Genomic DNA, 26,160 nt, shown 5'->3' on the forward strand with positions numbered 1-26,160 from the left:
TTATTTCGCTCCACCGTATTGAGGTTCGCGAATGATGCGGGGTGTAATTTCACGCGGCTCAATGGTGACGGGTTGGTACACCACACGACCTAATTCAGGGTCGTAGCGCATTTCGACATGGCCAGACAAAGGAAAGTCTTTGCGGAACGGATGCCCCACAAAACCATAGTCAGTCAAAATGCGGCGCAAGTCGGGGTGACCTTCGAATACGATGACATACAAGTCGAAGGCTTCGCGCTCGTACCAATTGGCCGAAGACCACACGTCGATCACAGAGGCCACGGTGGGCAAATCGTCATCGGGGCAACACACCTTCAGGCGCACGCGCAGGTTTTTCGATACAGACAACAACTGACACACCACCCAGAAACGCTGGGATTCGTTCAATTCATTGCCATATTCACTGCGATCAAGACCACACAAGTCAATTAATTGCTCAAACTGCAGGGTTTCGTCATCGCGAAGAATGGTGCAAGACTCGAAATAAGAATCGGCCTTCACCGTCAAATTGACTTCACCGAAAGCAAGCTTGCATTCAACGATGCGATCACCGAGCGCAGCGAGCAGATCAGCGCTCAACTTTTCAAGGCTTAAAGTCTGGTTCTGTGTCATGAATAGAACCCCTTATCGCGCAATGGTGGAAGTGGTTTTGATCTTGTTCTGCAATTGCAGCAGACCATACATGAGCGCTTCCGCTGTGGGAGGGCAGCCCGGCACGTACACATCAACTGGCACGATGCGATCGCAACCGCGAACAACCGAATAAGAGTAGTGATAATAACCACCACCATTGGCACACGAACCCATGGACAGCACCCAACGTGGCTCAGCCATTTGGTCGTACACTTTGCGCAAGGCTGGCGCCATTTTGTTACACAGCGTGCCCGCCACAATCATGAGGTCGGATTGACGTGGACTCGGTCGAAAAATAATGCCAAAACGATCCAGGTCGTAGCGACTGGCACCCGCATGCATCATTTCCACCGCACAACAAGCCAAGCCAAAGGTCATCGGCCAAAGCGAGCCAGTACGGCCCCAGTTGATCAATTTATCAGCCGTGGTGGTGATAAAACCTTCGTTTAAAACACCGTCAATACCCATTTGCTTACTACCTTCACGAAAGTGGGGCGATCATTTGCCCGTAAATAGCCCGCTTATTGGCCAATTTATTCCCAATCCAGCGCACCGCGGGTCCATTCGTAAATGAAACCCACCACCAGAACACCCAGGAAAATCATCATGGCCCAGAAACCAACAGGACCAATTTCCCTGTAAGCCACAGCCCAGGGGAAGAGAAACGCGATTTCGAGATCGAACAGAATAAAAAGAATGGCAACAAGGTAGTAACGCACGTCGAATTGCATGCGGGCGTCTTCAAACGCCTCGAAACCACATTCGTAGGGGGAAAGTTTTTGCCCGTCTGGGCGGTGGGGGGCAAGGATACGACCAACCAGCATGGCACCACCGCCGACACTGATCCCCACAAGGATGAACATTAACACTGGAAAATAAGACTCTAAATTCACTGTGACTCCCGTGTAAACCCTAATAGCCTTCGATTAGCCCGAAAAAAAGCCGGTCGTTATGTACAAGACCGGCTTTGATTTAAACCTTGGTGCCGACGACGAGACTCGAACTCGTACAGCCTGTGGCCACTACCCCCTCAAGATAGCGTGTCTACCAATTCCACCACGTCGGCATATCATTGCAGCGCAATAAATTGCTTTGCAATAAATTACTTTGGAATATCCTGCACGGGCGTTTTTGGTTCAGCCGGTTTGGTCTCCGTAGGGGTTGCCGTTCCCTCTACTGGAGAAGCCTGAATGGCCTCCATTACACCACCGGATTCCGCTTCAACGCCAGCCCTTGAATAAAAGGCCAAACCCAGTGTGCAAAGCAGGAAGATTGTAGCACAAAAGCCTGTGGCCCGGCTCAAGAAATTCGCCGATCCAGTTGCACCAAACAGGCTGCCAGATGAGCCGCTGCCGAAGGCTGCGCCCATGTCTGCACCCTTGCCGTGCTGCAACAAAACCAGAACGATAACGGCGATTGCAGAGATGATCTGCATGATCACCAAGAATGAATTGAATATGCTCATAAATTATTTAACCTCTCGCGGCGCGTATTATTCCAGAGAAATCATCAGAAGACAAAGCTGCACCACCAATTAGGCCACCATCAATGTCAACTTTTGAAAAAATCTCGCTTGCATTGCCCGGCTTTACACTTCCGCCGTACAAAATTCGGGTGCTCTGGGCTACTTCTGGCCCCAACATGGCATTCAGTCGGGCACGAATCATGGCGTGCACCTCTTGCGCTTGCTCCGGACTGGCCGTAACGCCAGTGCCAATGGCCCAAACCGGCTCATAGGCAATCACCAGACTCCAGGCGCCGTTTTCAACAAATTTCGAGCAATGCTCAACAACCGGATCCAATTGGGAGGCGATCACAGCCTCTACCTGCCCGGCTTCGCGCTCTGCCAACGTTTCACCCACACACACAATCGGTGTGATGCCACCTTGAATGGCCGCGACCGCCTTTTGTGCAACAGTCGCGCTGGTTTCTGCGTGGTACTGGCGACGTTCTGAGTGGCCCACCAACACCTGCTTGACCCCAAATTCCTTCAGCATTTCGACTGACACCTCGCCGGTGTAGGCTCCACTGGATTTTGCTGACACATCCTGCGCACCGAAGATAACTGCCTGATCTTCCAGCAACTTTCCTAGTTGGGCCAGATAAGGAAACGGGCAAAATACAGACACATCAACCTGATCGTCTACTTCGGGCAGGAACCCAAGAACAAGCGCCTCATTCGAGTCGAAGTCACCGTTCATTTTCCAGTTACCAGCCACCAATTTCTTTCTTGAATTGTGTTTGGATGTTTCACTCATGCTCTTTCTGATTCCTTTTCTTGATTCTCGATATTGAGCACAATTTTTCCCGAGGCGCTACCTGACTCCATCAACTGGTGAGCCTTGGCAACATCAGCAAGTGTGAAAGTGGCTTGCACCAGCGATTTCAGCACTTGCGCGGAAAAACCCTCTATTAATTCCCGCTCGACCTGCCGCGCCAAATCCGCCTTGAATTCAGCAGAACGGGGCCGCAAGGTAGTTCCAGTCAAAACCACTTGTTTGGTCATCAATTTTGCAGCGTCAATATTGGCGAAACGTCCGCCCAGCAATGCAATCACGATCACCATGCCCTGCGGTTTCGCGCAGTTCAAATCTTTGTTCAGATAATCGCCAGCCACCATGTCGAGAATCAAGTCGACACCCTGTTGCTGTGTATCCTGCAACACCTGCTGCTCCCAATCCTGGGTTTTGTACAGGTAGGCCCTTTCAGCCCCCAAAGCGGTGCAAAAATCTGCTTTTTCCTGACTGCCCACAGTTACAAAAGTGCGCAATCCATGTTTCTTGCACAACTGGATGGCAGCGGTGCCAATGCCACTACTGCCCCCATGAATCAATACTGTTTGACCAGCCCTGGCAGCACCTTTCAAAAACAGGTTTTGCCAAACGGTCATGTACACCTCGGGCAAACTGGCCGCCTCGGTGAAACTTAAACCTTTGGGAATTTGCATGCACTGCCTTGCGGGCACGCATGCATACTCCGCATAACCACCGCCATTGCACAAAGCCATGACGGGTTCGCCCAAATGGCTTTCAGGTACGCCCTGCCCCACAGCCACAACCACGCCCGACACTTCCAGCCCCAAATTGGGATTGGCATCGGCGGGTGGCGGGTACAAACCCAGGCGTTGCAACACATCGGGGCGATTCACCCCGGCGGCCTTGACCTGAATTAGCACCTCACCTGGCATGGGCGAAGGAACCGGTAATTCAATCAACTCAAGCTGATCGACACCACCGGGGGCCTTCACTCCCACTGCCCTCATACTGACAGGCAGTTGCGGGGCTGCTGTACTCATTAACCTTCGCTGGGACCTTCGGCGGCCTGCTCAGCAGGAGCCTCGGGAGCCAACAGGGCTTTCATGGACAAGCGCAGGCGACCTTTTTCATCGGCCTCAAGCACTTTAACCTTCACAACCTGGCCTTCTTTCAGGAAATCGCCAACGGTGTTCACACGTTCGTTGGCAATTTGCGAGATGTGCAACAGACCATCCTTGCCTGGCAATACGCTGACGATGGCGCCGAAATCGAGTAGCTTCAGCACGGTGCCTTCGTACACGGCACCCACTTCCACTTCAGCCGTGATGTCTTCGATCAGCTTCTTGGCGCGCTCGCCTGCGTCACCATCAACAGAGGCGATGGTGATTGAACCATCTTCCTTGATGTCGATACTTGCGCCTGTTTGCTCGGTAATGCCGCGAATGGTTGCACCACCCTTGCCAATTACGTCACGAATTTTCTCAGGATTGATCTTCATGGTGATCATGCGTGGCGCGTAGGCAGACAACTCACCCACATTGCCACCTGTGGCCTCTTTCATGATGCCCAGGATATGCATGCGGCCTTCGCGAGCTTGTGCCAATGCAACTTGCATGATTTCTTTGGTAATGCCTTGAATCTTGATGTCCATCTGCAGCGCAGTAACACCGTTTTCAGAGCCAGCCACCTTGAAGTCCATGTCGCCCAAGTGATCTTCATCACCCAAAATGTCTGTAAGAACAGCGAACTTGTTGTCTTCTTTGATCAAGCCCATGGCAATACCAGCCACCAGCTGCTTCAGGGGAACACCCGCGTCCATCAGGGACAATGCACCGCCACACACAGAAGCCATGGAGCTTGAACCATTGGATTCAGTGATTTCTGACACCACACGCATTGTGTACTGGAAGTCTTCAGGCGCGGGCAACATCATTTCAACTGCACGGCGTGCCAAACGGCCATGGCCGATTTCACGGCGCTTCGGTGCACCCATGCGACCACATTCGCCGGTGGCGTACGGGGGCATGTTGTAATGGAACATGAAACGATCACGGTATTCACCGGCAACCGCATCAATCATTTGCTCGTCACGACCGGTACCCAGTGTAGTGACCACCAAAGCCTGTGTTTCACCACGTGTGAACAAGGCGGAACCGTGGGCACGTGGCAATACGCCGGTGCGAACGGTGATTGGGCGTACGGTGCGGGTATCGCGACCGTCGATGCGAGGCTCGCCATTCAGGATCTGACCGCGAACAATTTTGGCTTCCAGGCCGAACATGATGTCGCTGACGTCTGCGTTGGTAATGCCAGCGCGCTGCTCTTCAGTCAACTTGGAAGGCAGTTCAGCAGCCACTTCAGCAGAAATTTCTTTCAGGCGCTGGCTACGGGCCTGCTTTTCAGTCATTTTGTAAGCAGCGGCCAGTTTCTCGCCAGCCAATTCGGTAACAGCAGCCACCAAAGGCTCGTTTGCAGGTGCAGCTTTCCAGTCCCATTCAGGCTTACCAGCTTTGGCGGTCAGCGCGTGAATGGCATTGATTGCGGTTTGCATTTGTTCGTGACCGAACATGATGCCGCCCAACATGATTTCTTCAGACAACTCATGCGCTTCAGATTCAACCATCAGCACAGCAGCTTCGGTACCTGCAACAATCAGGTCCATCTTGCTGTCTTTCAACTGTGTGGCTGTTGGGTTCAGCACGTACTGCTCGTTGATGTAACCAACGCGCGCACCACCGACCGGGCCATTGAAAGGAATACCAGCGATTGACAGTGCCGCAGACGCGCCGAGCATGGCTGGAATGTCTGGATTGACTTCAGGGTTGATCGACATCACGGTCAAGGTTACCTGTACTTCATTGAAGAAGCCTTCAGGAAACAGGGGGCGCAACGGACGATCGATCAGGCGTGCATTCAGGGTTTCTTGTTCAGTGCCCTTGCCTTCGCGCTTGAAGAAGCCACCGGGAATACGGCCAGCGGCATAGAATTTTTCAACGTAATCAACGGTCAAGGGGAAAAAGTCTTGACCGGGTTTGGCAGACTTGGCGGCTACAACAGTGGCCAATACGACGGTGTCGTCTACGGTTACGATGACAGAGCCACCCGCCTGGCGGGCGATTTCACCGGTTTCCAGGGTCACTGTGTGTTGACCATACTGGAAGGTTTCTTTATGAATTTCAAACACTTTGTCTTTTCCTTTTAGTAATCTCGCCGGGCCAATACCCGGATGCGAGAGCCCGTCAGTTTTAAAACACAAATGCCCACAACCGGGGTTGCAGGCATTTGAGTCAAATCAACGGCTTGTAGCAGCGACCAATTACTTGCGTAGACCCAAGCTGCTGATCAGGTTGCGGTAAGCATCTGCGTTTTTGCGCTTGAGGTAATCAAGCAGCTTACGACGACGAGACACCATGCGCAGCAAACCGCGGCGTGAGTGATGGTCTTTGGCGTTGGCCTTGAAGTGATCGGTCAACGAGTTGATTCGGGCTGTCAACAATGCTACTTGAACCTCGGGAGAACCTGTGTCGCCCTTGGCGCGTTGATATTCGGCGAGAATTGCCGCTTTATTGATTTCTGACATCTTTATTACTCCACTTGCGTGAACTAGCAGCCACTGTTCAGACCGCTGTTCCGTGTAAAAAGACCACCCGTTTTAAAAGGTGGTCACCTGAACCCGCTATTGTAGGGGAAAACCGGTAAAAATCAAACCTGTGGATTCAACTTTTCGTGTTTTGACTGCAATTTGTTCAAAGCTGACAAATAGGCTTTGGCCGATGCGACCACAATATCGGGATCTGCCCCCACGCCATTGACTATTCGACCACCCTTTTGCAAGCGCATGGTGACTTCGCCCTGCGACTCGGTGGTACCGGAAGTAATGCCGTTGACAGAGAAGAGCAAGAGTTCAGCACCGCTTTGCACTTCAGCCTCGATGGCCTTCACTGTGGCGTCCACTGGCCCGTTGCCCTGGCTTTCAGAAATGACCTCCCGACCTTCAATTGAGAACACCACCCTTGCCTTGGGGCGTTCTCCGGTTTCGGAGTGCTGGACCAAAGACACATAGCGATAATGTTCAGATTCGCCACCAGCGCCATCACCCGACACCAAGGCATGAATGTCTTCATCAAAAATTTCGGCTTTGCGATCGGCCAAATCCTTGAATCGCTGGAAAGTATCGTTCAAAGCCTGTTCGCTTTCCATTTCAATACCCAGCGCCTCAAGACGCTGCTTGAAGGCATTGCGACCAGACAGCTTGCCCAGCACAATTTTGTTGGCAGACCAGCCGACATCCTCAGCAGTCATGATTTCATAGGTTTGGCGGGCTTTCAGTACGCCATCCTGATGAATGCCGGAAGCATGCGCAAATGCATTGGCTCCCACAATCGCTTTGTTGGGCTGAACCACAAAGCCGGTGATATTGCTGACCAATCGGCTGGCCGAGACGATTTGCGTGGTGTCGATGCCCACATCCATATTGAAGAAGTCTCGGCGGGTTTTAACTGCCATGACAATTTCCTCTAGGGAGCAATTGCCCGCCCGCTCACCCAAACCATTGATTGTGCACTCCACCTGGCGCGCACCACCAATGGCCACGCCGGCCAAAGAATTGGCCACTGCCATGCCCAAGTCGTTGTGGCAATGAACAGACCAGACGGCTTTGTCGCTATTTGGGGTCATGGTGCGAAGATCGCGCATGAATTCGCCATACAAGGAAGGCACTGCATAACCAACCGTGTCGGGAATATTGATGGTTTTTGCACCCGCCTTGATCACGGCCTCGCAGACTTTGGCCAGAAATGGCAATTCAGAGCGGTAGCCATCTTCAGCCGAAAACTCAACATCATCGGTGTACTGCAGGGCCAGCTTTACAGCCTTGACGGCCTGCTCCAAAACCTGATCAGGCGTCATGCGCAACTTCACTTCCATGTGCAAAGGCGAAGTGGCAATAAAGGTGTGAATGCGGCGGCGCTCAGCTGGAGCCAATGCGTCGCCAGCACGCATGATGTCTTTGTCATTGGCGCGGGCCAAAGAACACACTGTGGATTCTTTGATGACCGAGGCAATGGACTTGATCGCCTCGAAATCGCCGTTGCTGGAGGCGGCAAAACCGGCCTCGATCACGTCAACTTTCAACTTCTCAAGTTGCTTGGCAATACGGATTTTTTCTTCACGGGTCATCGAGGCGCCAGGGCTTTGTTCGCCGTCGCGCAAAGTAGTGTCGAATATGATGAGGCGGTCTGACATGCTGTTCTCCTGATTATGTTCTAAGGATACAACAATGCAGGCGTGAAGCGGTATTGCGGGGAACCCGTGAAGGGCCGAATACAGCGTATCCGGCCTGAATGACACGAATTAAAAGTGTTCGTCTCTTTCGATATCCATGCCCTTAAGGCCCTGCCCCTTCACCTTCCGGACCAGGTAAACGACATAGCCAGAAAGACCGTACAACACAAATACGCCGAACAACACCTTGGGCGGGTCTTGGGACACGAGCGCAAACACGAGGGGAATCAAGGCCAGCACCAAGAAAGGCACACTGCGGCGGAAATGGAAGTCTTTGCCGCTGAAGAAAGGCACGTTGGACACCATGGTAATACCTGCGTAGAAGGTGATACCCCAGGCCAACCAATCCAACTCGGCACCTGCCATTTTGGCGTCGTCCATCACCCACACAAAACCGGTGACCAGTGCCGCTGCGGCAGGGCTGGGCAAACCTTGGAACCAGGCTTTGTCGACGACTGCCGCATTGGTGTTGAAACGGGCCAGGCGCAAAGCGGCACCTGCCAGATAAACAAAAGCGGCAACCCAACCCAGTTTGCCCATGCCGCTGAGCGACCACTCATAAATAATCAGTGCTGGGGCTGCACCAAACGACACCATGTCTGCCAAGCTGTCGTATTCGGCACCAAATGCACTTTGGGTGTTGGTCATTCGGGCAACTCGACCATCCAGGCTGTCAAGTACCAAGGCAGCGAAAATGGCAACCGCTGCAGCAGTGAATTGTTGACCCATGGCCATGACAATGCCATAAAAACCGCTAAACAGAGCCGCCGTGGTAAACAGGTTGGGCAACAAATAAACGCCCTTGTGGGGCTTGCCTGCCGGGCGCGAAGCCGCGTTTGAAAACGCGCGCGGTGCTCCAAAACGGTTTTTATTCCGCTTGAATCGCATAATCAGGACACCAACCCGGCCAACACGGTTGACGAAGCTGAAACCTTGTCGCCAATTGCCACTTTGGGCACTGAATCAGTTGGCAAATAAACATCGACACGGGAACCGAAACGAATAAATCCGTAACGCTGTCCTTTCTCAACAGCCTCTGTGGGTTTGACGTAACAAAGAATTCGACGCGCGATCAAGCCGGCAACCTGAACAGCAGTTACGGTAGCGCCACTTTCAGTGTGAATCACAATTGCGTTGCGCTCATTTTGGGTACTCGCCTTGTCCAGGTCTGCATTCACAAACAAACCGGGGAAATAATCCACTGACTTGATTTCACCACCAATTGGAATTCGGTTGGAGTGCACATTGAATACATTCATGAACACGGAAATTTTCAAGGCTTCACGCTGGGCGTAAGGATCTTCTACGCGCTCAACAGCAACGATGCGACCATCTGCTGGCGACACAACCGCATTTTTCTGTGCGGGAATGTAACGGGGAGGATCACGGAAAAACTGCAGGACAAAGATGAACAGAATCCACGCCACGACCGATAGAAACGTGAGGCCAAAAGACTGAAGGGCAAGCGCCAAAACAGCAACGATTGCAAGAAAAGGCCAACCCTCGCGGGCAATGATGGGATGTGGGTAGTTCATAGCTCTTTGTTGTGAATGGTTATAGTGCAGATTTTATAAGCCAAAATGACCAAGTGCGGTAAGTTTTGTGCGAATTGCTCAATAAGAATCCGAAGTGAACCCCCATTTGGCCAGAAAACAAAAAACCCACAGCACTTTCAGACTGTGGGTTTTCCGTAAAGCAGTCAAGCGGCAGATTAGTTCTTGGACTGGTCAACCAACTTGTTTTTGCTGATCCAAGGCATCATGCCGCGCAACTGCGCGCCCACGATTTCAATGGGGTGCTGCGCATTCAAACGACGACGAGCAGTCATTTCTGGATAGTTGGTTTTGCCTTCCAGAATAAAACGCTTGGCGTATTCACCGTTTTGGATATTGGCCAAACATTCCTTCATGGCTGCGCGGGCCTGGTCGGCGATTACTCGGTTGCCGGTTACGTACTCGCCATATTCCGCGTTGTTGGAAATGGAGTAGTTCATGTTGGCAATGCCGCCTTCGTACATCAGGTCAACAATCAACTTCAGCTCGTGCAAGCATTCGAAGTAAGCCATTTCAGGTGCGTAACCTGCTTCAACCAAAGTTTCGAAACCGGCTTTTACCAGCTCAACCGCACCGCCGCACAACACAGCCTGCTCACCGAACAAGTCTGTTTCTGTTTCTTCGCGGAAGTTGGTCTCGATTACGCCACCCTTGGTGCCGCCGTTGGCTGCTGCATAGGCCAGGGAAATGTCGTGTGCGTTACCAGTGGTGTCTTGGTAAATCGCGATCAGTGAAGGCACGCCACCACCTTTCAGGTATTCAGAGCGCACGGTGTGGCCTGGACCTTTGGGGGCGATCATGATGACGTCGATGTCGGCGCGGGGTACAACCTGGTTGTAATGCACGTTGAAGCCGTGGGCGAAAGCCAAAGCTGCACCAGGCTTGATGTTTGGAGCAACTTCCTTGTTGTACACGTCGGGAATGTTTTCATCGGGCAGCAAAATCATGACCACGTCGGCTTCTTTTACCGCGTCGGCCACTTCTTTCACTTTCAAGCCAGCACCTTCAGCTTTGGACCAGGATGCACCGCCTTTACGCAAACCAACAACTACTTCTACGCCAGAATCGCGCAGGTTTTGTGCGTGGGCGTGACCTTGTGAACCGTAACCAATGATGGATACTTTCTTCTTCTGGATCAGGGAAAGATCCGCGTCTTTGTCGTAATAAACTTTCATGTCATTTTCCTTTTGATTCAGGTATTTAAATTCATCTTTCAGACGCGCAGAATTCGTTCGCCGCGGCCAATGCCGGAACTGCCCGTACGGACTGTTTCCAGAATGGCGGTGCGATCGATCGAGTCCAAGAATGCATCCAGCTTGGATTTGTTGCCAGTCAACTCAATCGTGTAGCTTTTCTCGGTGACATCAATGATGCGGCCACGGAAAATATCCGCAGTGCGCTTCAATTCTTCACGCTCTTTGCCAACTGCACGCAATTTTACCAGCATCAGCTCACGTTCAATATGCGCACCATCACTTAGATCAACCACTTTAACCACTTCAATCAAGCGGTTAAGGTGTTTGGTGATCTGCTCGATGATGTCATCGGAACCGACAGTGACAATGGTCATGCGTGACATGGTTTCGTCTTCTGTGGGGGCAACGGTCAGGGTTTCAATGTTGTATCCGCGGGCAGAAAATAACCCCACCACGCGGGACAACGCACCTGGTTCGTTCTCGAGGAGAACGGAAATAATGTGTCTCATATTTGCCATCTCCTTGTTAAAGTTCTTCCGAACCCAGCAGCATTTCGGACAAGCCCTTGCCAGCCTTCACCATGGGCCACACGTTCTCGGTGCGGTCGGTGATGAAGTCCATGAACACCAAACGGTCTTTGTACTTGCCAAACGCCTCACGCAGGGCGGGCTCGACATCGGATGGCTTGGTGATCTGCATGCCGATGTGGCCATACGCTTCCACCAACTTGACGAAGTCAGGCAGTGCATCCATGTAGCTTTCAGAGTAGCGTGAGCCATAATCGAGCTGCTGCCACTGGCGAACCATGCCCAGATACCGGTTGTTCAAGTTCACGATTTTCGGTGTGAAATGGTATTGGAAGCAGGTGGACAATTCCTGAATGTTCATCTGAATAGACGCTTCACCCGTAATACAGGCCACTTGCGCATCGGGGTTGGCCATTTGAACACCCATGGCGTAAGGCAAGCCCACGCCCATGGTGCCCAAACCACCCGAGTTGATCCAGCGGCGCGGCTTGTCGAAGCGATAGTACTGAGCAGCCCACATTTGGTGCTGACCCACGTCGGATGTCACAAAGGCATCACCATTGGTGACTTCCCACAGCTTTTCAACCACGAACTGTGGCTTGATCAACTCGTCGGACTTTGCGTAGTCCAGACACTTGCGGCCACGCCATTTCTCAACCTGTTCCCACCAGCCCTGCAGCTTGCCTTGATCAACGCGCTTGCCACTTTCTTCAAGCAATTGGATCAGGTCAACCAGCACGTCTTTGATGTTGCCCACGATAGGCACATCCACCTTGACGCGCTTGGAGATTGAGGACGGATCGATATCGATGTGAATGATTTTGCGGGGGATGGACGCGAAATCTTTTGGGTTACCAATGACTCGATCGTCGAAACGGGCACCCACGGCGATCAACACGTCGCAGTTTTGCATGGCAAGGTTGGCTTCATAAGTGCCGTGCATGCCTGGCATGCCCATGAACTTCTTGTCGCTGGCCTTGAATGCGCCCAAACCCATCAGGGTGTTGGTACAAGGTGCACCGACCCATTCAACCAAACGTGTCAGTTCAGCAGATGCATCGCCCAAAATAACGCCACCGCCGGAATAGATCATGGGTCGCTCGGCTTCCAGAATCATTTGCACGGCTTTTTTGATTTGACCCTGGTGGCCCTTGACCACGGGGTTGTACGAGCGCATTTTCACGGGCTCAGAGTAATCAAAAGCGGTTTTGTGAATGGTGATGTCTTTGGGGATATCCACCAGTACTGGGCCTGGGCGACCTGTACGGGCGATGTAAAACGCTTCTTTCATGACACGCGCGAGGTCTTTCACATCTTTCACAAGGAAGTTGTGCTTAACGCAAGGGCGTGTAATACCCACGGTGTCACATTCCTGGAATGCATCCTGACCGATCGCGTGCGTGGGCACCTGACCAGACAAAATCACCATGGGAATTGAATCCATGTAGGCAGTGGCAATGCCGGTTACAGCATTGGTGAGGCCGGGGCCTGAAGTAACGAGACAAACACCCACCTTGTCGCTTGAGCGCGAATAGGCATCGGCTGCATGAACTGCAGCTTGTTCGTGACGTACCAGAATATGTTCGAAGCCGTCTTGCTTGAAGATGGCATCGTAGATGTAGAGTACTGCTCCGCCTGGGTAACCGAAAACGTGCTTGACGCCCTCTTCTTCCAGACATTTGACAACGATTTCCGCGCCGGTATATTCCATTTTAAAAAAATCCTGACAAAATCCACGGGACATTGGTCGGATGCCTTCCTGGATCGCATTGCCGTGGGGCACAGGCTTTTTGAAAATGAACAACCTTGTGGGTATGGACATGTCGCAAAGCGCTGGCGATCACAACCCGATTATGTCGGGCAGGTTGGCCATGGGCTTCTGAACTACAAGTTCAGCGCCCTAGCGCGTCTTTCGCTAAAACAACAAGGGTATGTTGATTAACTAGAGACAAAAACAGGGTAGAACGAGATCTTAGTGCGAAGCCCGCCGTGGGTCAAGAAAAAAGCCTGCGGCTTTGATATCATGCCGTATTGTTAAATATTGCGAATCATTCTCGCCTCGACCCCCAAACCCCTCTGACACCACCTCGACACACACATTTATGGCAAGCACGCGAGAATTAGAGGACTTTTTGAAAGAGGTGTCGCACCGGGCTTATCGCCAGGCGTTTTTTGCCGTTAAAAACCAAGAAAGCGCGATGGACCTGGTGCAGGAAAGCATGATGAAGCTTTCCGACAAGTATGGCGACAAGCCCAAAGAAGAACTGCCAATGCTGTTTACCCGCATTTTGCAGAACACGGTCTTGGACTACCACCGACGCCAGAAGGTCAGAAATACCTGGACGACCCTGTTTTCAAGCTTTCAGAAGAAAGATGAAGAAGATTACGACGTGCTTGAGAACCTTCTCGCACAGGATGAATCTCAGAACGCGAGCGCCCAGGACGAAATTGAACAGTCACAAAATATGGCCGCCATCGAAGAAGCCATCGCAAATTTGCCGGAGCGTCAACGCCAGGCATTCATCTTGCGTTATTGGGAAGAGATGGACTTGGCAGAAACTGCAGAGATCATGGGATGCTCGGAAGGCAGTGTGAAAACACATTGCTCCAGAGCGACAAAGGCATTGGCACTGGTATTGAGGCAACAGGGGTTTCGGGAATGAATGAAGATCGGCTAACCGCAAATGTAGTAAAAAGGCTACTTGATGAGTCGGCATGTCAAGTTCCGCCCCATATCCAAGAACGCTTGAATCTTGCAATCGCCCAATCGGTGCAACTGCACGCCGAAAAACACGGCAGTGCAGTCAAATCCAAACAGACCGGTGCCGGCCCAATCGGTGGTTTATTTCAACAGTTTTCCGAGTGGTTTAATCGCCCAGCCCTGTCCATGGCGGTCAGCGCACTATTTATTGCGGGTGCCGCGTTCGGTGTGGCGCAGTTTGGCCTGGAAAACTCAGATGCTCGTATTTCGGAAACAGCCGATCTGGACGCCGCTATTTTGTCCGATGACCTTCCGCCAGACGCCTACCTGGATCCTGGATTCATCAATTACGCCACTGAATTGCAGAAAAAAAATGCAATTCCGGCTGAAGACGGAATTGAACAATGGATGGATTCACTACCCGCCGACTTCACTACGTCGATCTAGCATTTTAAGGATTGAGGGGTACGATCATGATTAGACTCTATTCCGGATTGATGACTTTGGGCTTGCTTTTGGTGCTGAGTCTGCAAAGTGGTCAGGCTTTGGCTGCGACCGACTGGTCGAAATTGTCGGCCAAACAACAGGAATTGCTCTCTCCCCTGCAGAACGACTGGAACTCAATGACCAACGCACAGCAAGAACGCTGGCTGAAAGTAGGTCGAAAATACGAAAGTGAACCAGCCGAGCGCCAGGCCATTATGCGTGAACGGGTAAGCAGCTGGAGCGAACTGAGCCCCAGAGAAAAAGCGGCTGCTCGTGAAAACTACAAGGCCTTGAAGGAAAAACGCCAAGGTGAGCGAAACTCAAGCTGGAACAGCTATCAAAGCCTGGACAAAAAACAGCTCGATGAATTCAAGGGAAAAAGCAACAAACCCTCGCTGAATTAAAACCCCCGCTCCATTTCCAATGCGCGTCAGCGATAAAATGACGAAATGGAACGACTACTCAACAACGGGCTGATCAGCCCCAGCCGAAAACGCCGACTTGCCAGCATGCTGTATGAAAGCATGCTGTTGTTCGGCGTTTTGTTCATTGCAGGCTACTTTTTCGACACCCTCACCCAAAGCCGGCATGCGCTGTACCTGCGGGATGCTCGCCAGTGGTGGTTTTTCGCAGTGCTGGGCTTGTATTTTGTGTGGTTTTGGCGCCATGGCGGCCAAACCCTGGCCATGAAAACATGGCACATTCGTTTGGTCAAAGAAAACGGCGAACGAGTTGGGCTGGCGCAAGCCATGCTGCGCTACGTGCTTTGCTGGTTTTTCAACCTGACAGGCATTGCATTCATTTATTCGTTTTTCGACAAAAACGGGCAATTTCCCCAAGACCGCTTGGCAAAAACACTGTTGGTTTCAACCAAGCCACGGGAACGCGGCATTGAAGAAGTAATGCGCCACAACTAGTCACCAAGCGAATTGACCGCGTTCTCGAGGCGATGCCAATCGTCCTCCGACCGCGGTACGCCACAACGCAAAATACAGTCCTCTGTGGGGTAGGTTCGCACCAGAATTCCCATGTGTTCCAGGTCGGTCGCCCACTGTTCATTTTTCGGGTGGGTAAAACTGATGTAGTAGCCACCTTTGCGAATTTGAACCTGCTCGTCCAATCGAACTCGCCAAAGCGACTCCAGCCTTTTGCACACTGCATCGAGTCGAATCAACTGCGCTGCTCTCCAGCCTTCGGCAGCAAAATATTGCAGCGCCAGCCACCATTGCGGCGATGACACCGCTTGAGTACCGACCTCGTTGAGCAGCGCTGTACACACGGCCTTGGGGCCACACACAAATGCCAGGTTTGCACCTGCCAAACCAGAAAAAGGTGCCACGGAGCGAAGCACAATGGCGGGTTCGGCTTCGATAAAGGAGGCATAGGACTCTTCTCCGGTCCAGTCCAGATAGGCTTCGTCCAGGATAAGCCAACCGCCCTGTTCCCGAAGCTTTCGTGCAAGTGGCTTGATTTGGGCAATCGTGATCATTTGGCAGCTTGGGTTAACCGGGCGCCCCAACACCACCACATCGCACTCTGGAATTTCGCCTTCGAGCACCAGTTCCACGGGCCAATCGAGCACAACATGATTTGCTCTGCGAAAGCGTTTGTCCCACTGATCGAAACTGGGCTCGGCCAAGACCACCCGCATCGACCCGTACCAAGTTTGAAACAAGCGTGCAAGCGCGGAGATCCCGCTGCCTATGCCTGTAACCGCCAGAACTGACTCGCACTCAAAAAAACGTGCCGCTTCAAGATGAACCCGCGACCGCAACAGGTCGGGACTGGCCCATACAGAAGCAGGCATGTCTGGCAGCTCAAGCTCAAACGGCGCAACAGAGCCAGAGAGATCAAGCTTTGCCTGATGCTTGACTTGGGTTTCAATGCGCATCCGAGGTTTCCAGAAGCACAGGAAATCCCCACAAACGCTCCACTTGGGCCAGTGTTTTCTCGGCCTCATCAATGTTCAGTGGTCTTCCTCGGCGGCTCATGTGGGTCAGCGTTAATGACCGATCTGTCATGCGTGCATAGGAAGTCACCTGGATGTCGGGCACCATGCTTTCGCGTGAATACTGGTTGGCCAACAGGGTGCGGATTCGTTTGTAGCCTTCATCGTTGTGAATACAGTCGATAAACAAGTCACTTTCAGTTTTGTGATCTGCGATGGTAAACAAACGGAAATCACGAATCACCTTGGGTGATAAAAACTGACGAATGAACGACTCATCCTTGAAATTGCGCATGGCAAAGTCAACCGCCTTTAACCAGTTGCCGCTGCCGGCCAATTCAGGAAACCAGCGCTTGTCCTCTTCGGTGGGTTTTTCGCACATGCGGCGAATGTCGCTAAACATGGCGAAACCCAATGCATAGGGGTTCAAGGCACGAAAACGCCCATCGCGGGAATCGGGTTGAAATACCACATTGGTGTGCGAGGTCAGGAACTCCAGCATGAATCCATCGGACACCAACTTCTCGTCGTAAAGGGTATTCAGCAGGGTGTAATGCCAGAAGCTGGCCCACCCTTCGTTCATGACTTTGGTCTGCCCCTGTGGGTAAAAGTACTGGGACATCTTGCGGACAATGCGCACCAGTTCACGTTCCCAATCGCGAAGTTTGGGGGCTTCCTTCTCGATAAAGTACAAAATATTCTCAACGGGCTCTCTTGGGTAGTTGTCTTGTCGGCGTTCAATTTGAGCGGCTTCGACAGGCGATACTTTGGCCATGATTTCGTCATACTGCCGACGCTTTTCTTCAGCAAGGTCATCACGTTTTACTTTCAGCGAGGCCTCTGACTCAAATCGACGCTTGTAACGATCTACGCCGAAATGCTGGATGGCATGTGCTGCATCCAGTACTTCCTCTACCGCATCGATGCCGTACTTTTCTTCGCATTCCATGACGTACTTTTTGGCAAACACCAGGTAATCGATAATGGCGTCGGCCTGGGTCCACTGCCTGAACAGGTAGTTCCCCTTGAAGAAAGAATTGTGCCCATAACAGGCATGCGCAATGACCAAGGTCTGCATGGTCATGGTGTTCTCTTCCATGAGGTAGGAAATGCAGGGGTTGGAGTTAATCACCACCTCGTAGGCCAGGTTTTGCTGACCTGTTTCATAGAGATGCTCATTCACCGAGAAAGATTTACCATAGCTCCAGTGTGGATACATCACCGGCATGGCGCCACTGGAATAGGCATCCAGCATTTGCTCGGCGCTGATCACTTCGATCTGATTGGGAAAGGTGTCGAGCTTGTATTGGTTGGCAGCAATGTCGTGCAGCTGCGTGTCAATGTCGCGCAGCAGATCAAATGTCCACTCATTGCCGGCCAAGTCAAGTTGTTGGGCCATTGTTGCTACTCCTAGCGCCCAAAGGCGACTTCTTTCTTCTCAAACAAGCCACGAAACACAGGGTAAATGTCGCGGCGGTTGAACAACTTGCGCATGGCAAAGTGCCCGGCAAAGCTGTCTTCCAGACGTTCAAAACTTTCCCACAAATCGGACGCACGGGCCATGCCGAACATGGGTGTAGGCATGGTTTCCACGTATGCGTAGTAACGCACATGCGGCATGATTTTGGAAGAGAGATACTCCGCGCTGGCCCGCGCGTCGCGCGAGGTGGCGTCACCGTCAGAGGCTTGCGCCACGTACACATTCCATGCGCTGCCGGGATAGCGGGTTTCGATGATGTGATGCATTAATTCCATGGCAGGCATGATTTCGGTGCCACCACTTTTTTTGCCGTAGAAAAAGTCTTCTTCGCTGACCTCTTCGGCTTCATCGGTGTGGCGAATGAAAACCAGCTTCACCTCTTCATATTTGCGAGTAAGGAACAGATACAACAAGGTATAAAAGCGTTTGGCCAAATCTTTCTTGGCCTCATCCATGGAGGCAGACACGTCCATGAGACAGAAAATGACGGCATTGGTTGACGGCTCGGGATACGTTACGCGATTGCGATAACGCAAGTCGACTTCGTCGAGAAAGGGCACATAAGGTTTTTTCTTGGGATCCTCCAGCAAATCGAGCTGTCCCTTTTCTTCGTCTTCCTCTTCATCCTCTTCGTCGCGAGGCTCAAGCGCGACTCGGCGCATGAGTGAGGCCTTCATGGTGCGCAACACAGAAAGCGAGGTGGGTGCGCCCGTGCGTGAATAACCAGCGTTGCGGCTTTTCATACGCTTTACCGAGGAAATTTCACGCTTCAACAGTTCAGGCAACTCCAGGTCATCGAAGTAAAGATTCAAGAACTCTTCACGAGACAACACGAAGGTGAAACCATCTTCGCCCTCGCCCTTGCCAGGTTTTCCGCCACCCTGCCCTTCACCACCGCCACTGGGCCTTGGAATTCGATCGCCTGGCACAAAGTCGCGATTGCCTGGCACCACATGCTCCACATCGCCACCCTGACCGAAAATGAAAGTGGGCTCGGACACTTCCCGAGTGGGAATCCGCACTTTCACACGTCCGTCTCCGCTGACATCGGAGATGGATGACTCACCAGCCACGTCAGCGACCGCCTTTTTCAGCTGTGTTTTATAACGCCGAATAAAGCGCTCGCGATTGGGCAAGCTTCTGTTTTTGCCGTTGAGCCTGCGATCAATAATGGTTGAATCGCCCATGGCAAACTCCTTTATGCTTTTTGCGTGATCAAGACGCCTTTTTCACGCGCAAATGCCACTCTACCAACAGGCGAACCTGTTTCTCGGTATAACCTTTGGCCACCATACGGTCCACGAAGTTTTCATGCTTTTCCTGACTTTCTTTGGATCCTTTGTGATCGAAAGAAATCACGGGCAGCAAGTCTTCAGTTTTCGAGAACATGCTTCGCTCGATCACTTCGCGCAACTTTTCGTAACTCGTCCATGCGGGCATGGTGCCGGAATTGCTGGCCTGTGCACGCAACACAAAGTTGACCACCTCATTGCGGAAGTCTTTGGGATTGGCAATACCCGCAGGTTTTTCAATGCGGTTCAGCTCTTCGTTCAATGAGTCACGATCAAAAATTTGTCCCGTGGCCGGGTCGCGGAATTCTTCGTTCTGAATCCACTTGTCAGCAAACTGAATATAACGCTCGAACAGGTTTTGCCCGTACTCGCTGTAACTCTCCAGATAGGCTGTTTGAATTTCCTTGGCCACGAATTCTGCGTACTTGGGTGTCAAGTAGCTCTTGATGAAATCAAGGTACTTGCGGGTTTGTTCCTCGGGCAGGTTGTCTTTAATGACTTGCTGCTCCAGCACATACAACAGGTGTACTGGGTTGGCAGCCACTTCATGGTGGTCAAAGTTGAACACCTTGGACAACACTTTGTAAGCCCAACGCGTGGATGATCCATTCATGCCCTCGTCGGGCCCGGACTGATCACGGTATTCCTGAATTGGTTTGGCATGCGGATCGACGTCTTTCAGGTTCTCACCGTCGTACACGCGCATCTTGCTGAACAGGTTGCTGTTGGCAGGCTCTTTCAGGCGAGTCAACACACTGAACTGCGCCATCATGTTCAGGGTTCCCGGTGCGCAGGCTGCCTTGTTCAGGGAAGAATGTTCCAGCAATTTCTCGTAAATCTTCACTTCTTCGGATACACGCAGGCAATACGGCACCTTCACGATGTAGACACGATCAAGAAACGCTTCGTTGGTTTTGTTGTTACGGAATTGCTGCCATTCAGATTCGTTGCTGTGAGCCAAAATAATGCCGTCAAAGGGAATGGAGCCAAAGCCTTCCGTGCCTTTGAAGTTGCGTTCCTGCGTGGCGGTGAGCAAGGGGTGCAGCATCTTGATGGGTGCCTTGAACATTTCCACAAATTCAAGCAAACCCTGGTTGGCCAAACACAAACCACCACTGAAGCTGTAAGCATCGGGATCGTCTTGGCTGAACTGGTTCAACATGCGAATGTCGACCTTGCCCACTAAGGCAGAAATGTCCTGGTTATTTTCATCACCAGGCTCGGTCTTGCTGATCGCGATCTGGTTCAAAGTCGAAGGCATCAGGCGGACCACCCGGAACTTGCGCAGGTCGCCTCCGAATTCGTCAAGGCGTTTGGTGGCCCAGGGGCTGGCAATACCGGTTAGGTAACGACGTGGAATGCCGTATTTGTCTTCCAGTGAAGCGCCAAACTGAACTGGATCAAACAAGCCCAGTGGCGACTCATTAATGGGTGAGCCCTTGAGCGCGTAAATGGGCTGCTGCTCCATCAGCGCTTTCAGACGCTCAGCCAGAGAGGATTTGGCACTGCCGACAGGGCCAAGCAGATAAAGCACCTGCTTGCGTTCTTCGAGCCCCTGTGCGGCATGGCGGAAATAAGCGACGATGTTTTCAATCACTTCTTCCATGCCGTAAAACTCTTTGAACGAGGGATAACGGCGCACCACACGGTTTGCAAAAACTCGGGACAGACGTGGATCGTGGCGGGTGTTGATCACTTCGGGTTCGCCGATGGCGTGCAACATGCGTTCGGCAGCGCTGGCGTAGGTGAGCGGGTCGGCTTTGCACAGGTCGAGGTATTCTTCGAGGCTCATCTCGGTTTGCTGCAAAGCTGCAAAACGGGACTGAAACTGACCAAAAATGTCAGATTCGCTGGAATTCAAATCACGCGGTTCAAGCTCTGTGTTCATGATGTCCTCCTGCACAACGCTTCTTTGCCTTTTACTTCGGCCGTGAACCTATTTCGCGCCCAAAGCAATCAATCTCATCTTCCGAAAAAGTTGCAAAAAACAAGCCAGCTTATTTATTTACATTTTTGTGCTGTTTTGGTGCTTGCAACACTTTCAGGTTAACCATGCCGTTCCCACTATCTCCCTATCGATTGGGGCATTAAACCCCTGAAGCGGTTAGAGCTTCCCTTTTATTTAGACGCCAGACCGTTTGAGAAATTGCACTTTTTTCAAATTTTTGTTGCCCCTGCTCTTCCAGAAACTCGAGCACATTCATGACCACACCCTTTTTGGCCAACACGCCGGGCATGTCATCAAGGCGATACTGCTTGCGCAGCAACTCAAACATGGGTTTGTCGATGGCAATTGACTTGCCTTGTTGTATATGTAACGCAATCGCCTTGATTAATTCCTTCTGGGTATCAATTTCAGACAACTTGCTGAATTCAAGTACGAAGCCATGTTTGCGCAATCGGTTCACAAATCGGGAAGGCTTCAGGCGCCCGGAGAGCACCACAGTCATTTCTATGGGCAAGCCGGCCATGCGCTGCAAATAGTTTTCGTGAAGCAAGGTTGGAAACACGATCAGGCTGCCACCTGAATCGCCCACATGGTCCATATTTTCAATGCGTGGCAACTGCCGACCCGGCACTTTCAAAAGCAACTGGGCACGCAGCACCACATAGGGCTGCTTGAACAACCACAAACCCAAAACCACCACATTGATTGCAGTGACCGCGGTGAATACCCAAAGCACCTCACCTTTCATTGCCAACAAAATTGCAATTGCAAACCCTGCAGACACCACCATAAAGAAGGAATTGATAATGTTATTGGCCGACACCACGCGCGAGCGGCTTTCCTTGGGTGCAAAGGCCTGCATGGTGGCGTACAAGGGCACGCTGTATAAACCCACGCCAATGCTGATCAGCACAAAAAGGCCCAGCACAGACAAATTGTGCAATTGACCAAAGAAAGCCACCACGGTTTGCTGATCGGGATTGGTTTGATAAGCCACCAATACCCAGTGCAACAGGCCGCCAGCAACAATCATCACGACCAGCCCCCACAACACCAAACCCATTTCAATGCGTTTGCGCGACCACTTCTCGCAGAGGAATGCGCCAATACCCAGGCCCACCGTGAATGCAAACAGCAACACTGTGGCCACACCCGGACTTGCGTTGAGCAGGGTTTTCGACAACAGCGGAAACTGGGTCAAATAAGTAGCACCCACAAACCAAAGCCATGAAATGCCCAACAAGGCTGGCCACACCTTGGGCAAATTGGTGGCGAAACGCACGTTGCGCCAGGTCTCTGTGAACAGGTTCCAGTTCACTTTCAAGTCGGGTGAGTGCGAAGGCGTTAGTGGCATTTGCCTGGCTTGATAAACCCCCATCAAAGCCACCACAAAACCAAATCCACAGACGATGTAAACGGCAAGATTGCCTGCGTCTTGACTCATCAAGCTGCCCGCTGCAATGGTGCCGAGCAAAATAGCCATGAAGGTGGCGGACTCTACCAAGGCATTGGCCATGACCAGTTCGCTGGACTTGAGTTGTTCGGGCAAATAAGCGTATTTTGCGGGGCCAAAAAATGCAGACTGTGTGCCCAGTAAAAACACACCGAGTATGAGCAGTTCAACCGAGTTCAGAAGAAAGCCAGCTGCGGTGATCAAAACAATGGGGGGTTCTAACCACTTGGCCAAACGCATGACTTTGGTTTTGTCGAATTTGTCGGCAAGCTGCCCACTGGTGGCCGAAAATAATACGAATGGAAGGATGAACAAAGCAGCGATCAGGTTGATCAACAAACCGGGTGAAAAACTGCCGCGAAGTGCATCGTTGTAAGTGACGGCAAGCGTGACGGCAAACTTCAAAAGATTGTCGTTGAACGCACCGAGAAACTGCGTCCAGAAGAAAGCACCAAATCGTTTGTCACGAATCAATTGAATTGCCATGCATTGAGCATAGCGCAAAATATTCCGTGCGAGAAATAAAAAAAGCCCCTCACGCGAGGGGCTTTCTTTGGCGTTTTTACTACAACAGAAATGTTGCAAAAAACTTGCCTTTAAAATCAAGCAGCTGCTTTGTACTCGGTCACTGGCTTGGCTTCAATGATTTCGTCAGGAATTTGACCATTGGTGCGCAAATAGTCTTTGCTGAAGTCATCGGTCAGGATCGCGTCGAAACGAATTGGCTCGTATTCACGAATGCCTTGGGCCAAATCAGGACTAATCAGGTTCTTGGCCACAGCGTCTTTCAGTTGATCTTCCAGACCTTCACCGATCACTTTGCCCGAAGACACAGCTTTCAGGAAGTTGCTGTAACCAGGCTCAATGGACAACAGCTTGTCAGCAGCTTCAAGAATGCGACCAGTTGGGTCTGACAAACCTTCGCCGACGAATACTTTGTCGAGCAGACGTTCTGCAAATGCATTGCGTGTCATCAGCAACTCGGCAACTTCAGCATTGGTTTTGTCACTTGGGCCTTTGGATTTGCCCATACCCAAGGGGTAGGCCACAAAGCTCAGCAGCTTGCCAATGGCCTTGTTGGGGAAGTTGCGGTTGAACTCGGTGAACGCTTTGTCGATTTCGAACAATGAGTCTTCAATCGCCCACTGTGCATGCGGCAACTCGTCAGCCAAGCGACCGTTGGTTTCAAAATACTTCAGCACGGCTGTGGCCATGTAAAGGTGGCTTAGCACGTCGCCCAAACGGGCCGACAAGCGCTCGCGACGCTTCAGTTCGCCCCCCAATACACCCATGGCCACGTCGGCTGTGAATGCCAGTGCAGCGGAACGACGCTCAATGGCTTTGGCATAGTCGGCCATGGGACCACTGACCGGGCTTTTTGCCAAACGGTTGCCACTCAAACCAAGTACCAGGGCACGCATGGCGCGGTTGAAAATATGGCCCAAGTGACCGAAGAATGCTGTGTCGAAATCACGCAGACCTTCTTCTTTGTTGGGGTTCTGGGCTGCCTGCATTTCCTTCAATACCCAAGGATGACAGCGAATTGCGCCCTGACCAAACACGATGAGGTCACGCGTCATGATGTTCGCGCCTTCAACTGTGATAGCCACTGGCATGGCCTGATAAGCCTGACCCAGGTAGTTGCGTGGGCCAAGAATAACAGTGCGGCCACCGTGCACGTCCATGGAGCGCAGGATGATCTCGCGCATCATTTCAGTCATGTGGTATTTCATCATGGCGGTAACCACAGAAGGTGCACATTCTGCACAGGCTGTTGCGGTCAACACGCGAGAGGCTTCCAGCTTGTAGGTCAGGCCACCGATTTTACCGGTTGCTTCCTGAACACCTTCAAAGCGGCCAATTGGCATTTTGAACTGGCGACGAATGCGTGCATACGCACCAGTGGCCAGGTACATGCCCCAACCAGAGGCTGCCGACAAGGCGGGCAAGGAAATGCCACGGCCTGCTGACAAACACTCAACCAGCATTCTCCAGCCTTTGCCGGCCATTTCACGGCCACCAATGATGGCGTTCAATGGAATGTAGACGTCGTTACCAATGATGGGGCCGTTCATGAAAACAGCACCGGGGAAATGACGACGACCAATTTGTACATTCGGCGTGTCAGCTGGCAACAAGGCGCAGGTAATGCCGTAATCGACTTTGGATTTGTCGCCCAGCAGGCCTTGTGGATCTTTCAGCTTGAATGCCAAACCAACCACCGTGGCCACTGGTGCCAAGGTGATGTAGCGCTTGCTGAAGTTCAACACGATACCCAGCTCTTCTTTGCCGTCGACCACGCGCTTGACAACAACGCCTGTATCGGGAATTGCAGATGCGTCGGAGCCTACTTCAGGGCCAGTCAAACCAAAACAGGGAATTTCACGGCCATCCACCAAACGTGGCAACCAGTAGTCTTTTTGCTCTTGCGTGCCGTAGTGCATGATCAACTCGCCTGGGCCCAAAGAGTTGGGAACCATCACGGTGACCGATGCGGTCAATGAGCGGGTGGCAATTTTCGCCACTACGCAGCTTTGCGCGTAGGGGGAGAATCCCAAACCGCCGTGTTCTTTGGCAATCAACATGGCAAAGAATTTATTCTTGCCCATGAAATCCCAGACTTCTTGAGGCAGGTCTTTCAACTCGAAAGTGATCTTCCAGTCGTCGAGCATTTTGCACAGCTCTTCTGTCTCGTTGTCCAGGTAAGACTTTTCATCGGCGGTCAGCTCGGTGTACTTGACGTTCATCAGCTTGGACCAATCTGGCTTGCCACCGAACATTTCGGCTTCCCACCAGGTGTCACCCGCTTCGAGCGCGTCTTTTTCAGTTGGGCTCATGGCAGGCAGTGCCTTACTGAAGGCCTTGAAAATAGGCGCAGTCAAAACACCACGGCGCAAGCTGGATACGTTCAGTACCACTGCGATGGGAAGGTAAATGGCAGCGAACACGATCAGACCGAGTTCACCCAAGCCGCCCAAGGCGTAGAAGCCCAGCGCAGACGCGCCAATGGCGGCGGTGAAGGTCAGCAGGTTTGCACCGCTGTAGACGAGGCCGATCAGCACAACGGCTGAGAAAACGGCGAAAAGTGAATTTGACATGTTTATACCCCTTGAATGTCATCAAAGTTACTTCTAAGTTACTTAGGCGTAACATGCGCTTTCAGTGAACAACTGTCAACCTCATTGCACCAAAAAAACAGCGACTTTTCTAGAGACTTAGTTCGAAAAAAATCAATGATTTACATTGCAATGCAACATAAGTTTTTTAAAAAACAAACAAGAGCAAGCATAGGCAACAGTTCCAGAAGACCAGAAAAACGGTGCAGCGCAACACAGTTGTTTTTAGTTGAACCCGGTAATTCACCAGATTTCACAAGCCCCCAATGAAGCGCCACCCAGTTGCCTC

At 51.8% G+C, this 26,160-nt stretch carries 25 protein-coding genes and 1 tRNA gene; 5 read left to right on the forward strand and 21 right to left on the reverse strand.

Features of this window, described 5'->3' with window-relative positions; genetic code table 11:
* The 15 genes from P0D43_RS12565 to P0D43_RS12635 all read right to left on the reverse strand — a co-directional run bounded on the left by P0D43_RS12565 (position 1) and on the right by P0D43_RS12635 (position 13,158).
* On the reverse strand, positions 1–612 hold the full coding sequence (locus P0D43_RS12565; RefSeq protein ID WP_394672563.1) for an NADH-quinone oxidoreductase subunit C: 612 nt from the start codon (positions 610–612) through the stop codon (positions 1–3).
* Positions 613–624: 12 nt separating this feature from the next.
* Positions 625–1,101, reverse strand: coding sequence for an NADH-quinone oxidoreductase subunit B family protein (locus tag P0D43_RS12570; RefSeq protein ID WP_008251188.1), 477 nt, complete (start codon positions 1,099–1,101; stop codon positions 625–627).
* 65 nt (positions 1,102–1,166) lie between these two features.
* A complete protein-coding gene (locus P0D43_RS12575; protein ID WP_159571168.1) occupies positions 1,167–1,526 on the reverse strand; it encodes an NADH-quinone oxidoreductase subunit A in 360 nt (119 codons plus the stop codon).
* Between the two features lie 87 nt (positions 1,527–1,613).
* Positions 1,614–1,699 (reverse strand) — tRNA-Leu (locus P0D43_RS12580).
* 36 nt (positions 1,700–1,735) lie between these two features.
* Positions 1,736–2,098: a preprotein translocase subunit SecG gene (secG, locus tag P0D43_RS12585; RefSeq protein ID WP_159571171.1), complete on the reverse strand. Its 363-nt coding sequence runs from the start codon at positions 2,096–2,098 to the stop codon at positions 1,736–1,738.
* 7 nt (positions 2,099–2,105) lie between these two features.
* Positions 2,106–2,891 carry a triose-phosphate isomerase gene (gene tpiA / locus P0D43_RS12590; protein ID WP_394672564.1) on the reverse strand — a complete coding sequence of 262 codons (786 nt, stop codon included), beginning with the start codon at positions 2,889–2,891 and terminating at the stop codon, positions 2,106–2,108.
* A complete protein-coding gene (locus P0D43_RS12595; protein WP_394672565.1) occupies positions 2,888–3,928 on the reverse strand; it encodes an NAD(P)H-quinone oxidoreductase in 1,041 nt (346 codons plus the stop codon). Before P0D43_RS12595 ends, tpiA begins: the two co-directional genes overlap by 4 nt.
* Positions 3,928–6,072 (reverse strand): polyribonucleotide nucleotidyltransferase, encoded by a 2,145-nt coding sequence (gene pnp / locus P0D43_RS12600; protein ID WP_159571178.1) that lies wholly within the window; start codon positions 6,070–6,072, stop codon positions 3,928–3,930. The genes P0D43_RS12595 and pnp overlap by 1 nt, the downstream gene beginning before the upstream one ends.
* 132 nt (positions 6,073–6,204) lie before the next feature.
* Complete coding sequence (gene rpsO, locus P0D43_RS12605) at positions 6,205–6,468, reverse strand: 30S ribosomal protein S15 (protein ID WP_008251166.1); 264 nt, start codon at positions 6,466–6,468, stop codon at positions 6,205–6,207.
* A 122-nt stretch (positions 6,469–6,590) separates the two neighbouring features.
* On the reverse strand, positions 6,591–8,132 hold the full coding sequence (locus tag P0D43_RS12610) for a 2-isopropylmalate synthase (RefSeq protein WP_159571180.1): 1,542 nt from the start codon (positions 8,130–8,132) through the stop codon (positions 6,591–6,593).
* 108 nt (positions 8,133–8,240) lie between these two features.
* Positions 8,241–9,059: a CDP-diacylglycerol--serine O-phosphatidyltransferase gene (gene pssA, locus P0D43_RS12615; RefSeq protein ID WP_159571182.1), complete on the reverse strand. Its 819-nt coding sequence runs from the start codon at positions 9,057–9,059 to the stop codon at positions 8,241–8,243.
* A 2-nt stretch (positions 9,060–9,061) separates the two neighbouring features.
* Entirely contained in the window at positions 9,062–9,706 is a 645-nt protein-coding gene (locus P0D43_RS12620; RefSeq protein WP_394672566.1) for a phosphatidylserine decarboxylase, read from the reverse strand.
* Between the two features lie 176 nt (positions 9,707–9,882).
* Positions 9,883–10,899 (reverse strand): ketol-acid reductoisomerase, encoded by a 1,017-nt coding sequence (ilvC, locus tag P0D43_RS12625; RefSeq protein ID WP_159571186.1) that lies wholly within the window; start codon positions 10,897–10,899, stop codon positions 9,883–9,885.
* 38 nt (positions 10,900–10,937) lie between these two features.
* A complete protein-coding gene (ilvN, locus tag P0D43_RS12630) occupies positions 10,938–11,429 on the reverse strand; it encodes an acetolactate synthase small subunit (protein ID WP_159571189.1) in 492 nt (163 codons plus the stop codon).
* A gap of 16 nt (positions 11,430–11,445) precedes the next feature.
* Complete coding sequence (locus tag P0D43_RS12635) at positions 11,446–13,158, reverse strand: acetolactate synthase 3 catalytic subunit (RefSeq protein ID WP_341236998.1); 1,713 nt, start codon at positions 13,156–13,158, stop codon at positions 11,446–11,448.
* Positions 13,159–13,198: 40 nt separating this feature from the next.
* Here P0D43_RS12635 and P0D43_RS12640 point away from each other — a divergent pair, with 40 nt between their 5' ends.
* From P0D43_RS12640 to P0D43_RS12660, 5 genes are all read left to right on the forward strand, one after another.
* Positions 13,199–13,330, forward strand: coding sequence for a hypothetical protein (locus P0D43_RS12640; protein WP_256366122.1), 132 nt, complete (start codon positions 13,199–13,201; stop codon positions 13,328–13,330).
* A gap of 219 nt (positions 13,331–13,549) precedes the next feature.
* On the forward strand, positions 13,550–14,110 hold the full coding sequence (locus P0D43_RS12645; RefSeq protein WP_341236999.1) for an RNA polymerase sigma factor: 561 nt from the start codon (positions 13,550–13,552) through the stop codon (positions 14,108–14,110).
* Complete coding sequence (locus tag P0D43_RS12650; RefSeq protein WP_341237000.1) at positions 14,107–14,595, forward strand: DUF3619 family protein; 489 nt, start codon at positions 14,107–14,109, stop codon at positions 14,593–14,595. The genes P0D43_RS12645 and P0D43_RS12650 overlap by 4 nt, the downstream gene beginning before the upstream one ends.
* Before the next feature lie 26 nt (positions 14,596–14,621).
* Entirely contained in the window at positions 14,622–15,038 is a 417-nt protein-coding gene (locus P0D43_RS12655) for a DUF3106 domain-containing protein (RefSeq protein WP_394672567.1), read from the forward strand.
* A 45-nt stretch (positions 15,039–15,083) separates the two neighbouring features.
* Positions 15,084–15,551, forward strand: coding sequence for an RDD family protein (locus P0D43_RS12660; RefSeq protein ID WP_341237001.1), 468 nt, complete (start codon positions 15,084–15,086; stop codon positions 15,549–15,551).
* Here P0D43_RS12660 and P0D43_RS12665 read toward each other — a convergent pair.
* The 6 genes from P0D43_RS12665 to P0D43_RS12690 form a co-directional block, all read right to left on the reverse strand.
* On the reverse strand, positions 15,548–16,525 hold the full coding sequence (locus tag P0D43_RS12665) for an aminotransferase class I/II-fold pyridoxal phosphate-dependent enzyme (protein WP_394672568.1): 978 nt from the start codon (positions 16,523–16,525) through the stop codon (positions 15,548–15,550). The two genes, P0D43_RS12660 and P0D43_RS12665, sit on opposite strands and share 4 nt — an antisense overlap.
* Positions 16,515–17,981 carry a SpoVR family protein gene (locus tag P0D43_RS12670; RefSeq protein ID WP_159571210.1) on the reverse strand — a complete coding sequence of 489 codons (1,467 nt, stop codon included), beginning with the start codon at positions 17,979–17,981 and terminating at the stop codon, positions 16,515–16,517. Before P0D43_RS12670 ends, P0D43_RS12665 begins: the two co-directional genes overlap by 11 nt.
* 11 nt (positions 17,982–17,992) lie before the next feature.
* Positions 17,993–19,249: a YeaH/YhbH family protein gene (locus P0D43_RS12675; RefSeq protein ID WP_341237003.1), complete on the reverse strand. Its 1,257-nt coding sequence runs from the start codon at positions 19,247–19,249 to the stop codon at positions 17,993–17,995.
* 28 nt (positions 19,250–19,277) lie between these two features.
* Complete coding sequence (locus P0D43_RS12680; protein ID WP_341237004.1) at positions 19,278–21,242, reverse strand: PrkA family serine protein kinase; 1,965 nt, start codon at positions 21,240–21,242, stop codon at positions 19,278–19,280.
* 199 nt (positions 21,243–21,441) lie between these two features.
* Positions 21,442–23,241, reverse strand: a complete 1,800-nt coding sequence (locus P0D43_RS12685; RefSeq protein ID WP_341237005.1) for an MFS transporter — start codon at positions 23,239–23,241, stop codon at positions 21,442–21,444.
* 116 nt (positions 23,242–23,357) lie between these two features.
* The gene (locus P0D43_RS12690) at positions 23,358–25,853 is read right to left on the reverse strand and encodes an acyl-CoA dehydrogenase (RefSeq protein ID WP_394672569.1); all 2,496 of its coding nucleotides are present in this window, start codon (positions 25,851–25,853) and stop codon (positions 23,358–23,360) included.
* Positions 25,854–26,160: the final 307 nt, after the last annotated feature.

Source organism: Limnobacter sp., from assembly GCF_043511195.1.
Taxonomy (GTDB): Bacteria; Pseudomonadota; Gammaproteobacteria; order Burkholderiales; family Burkholderiaceae_B; genus Limnobacter.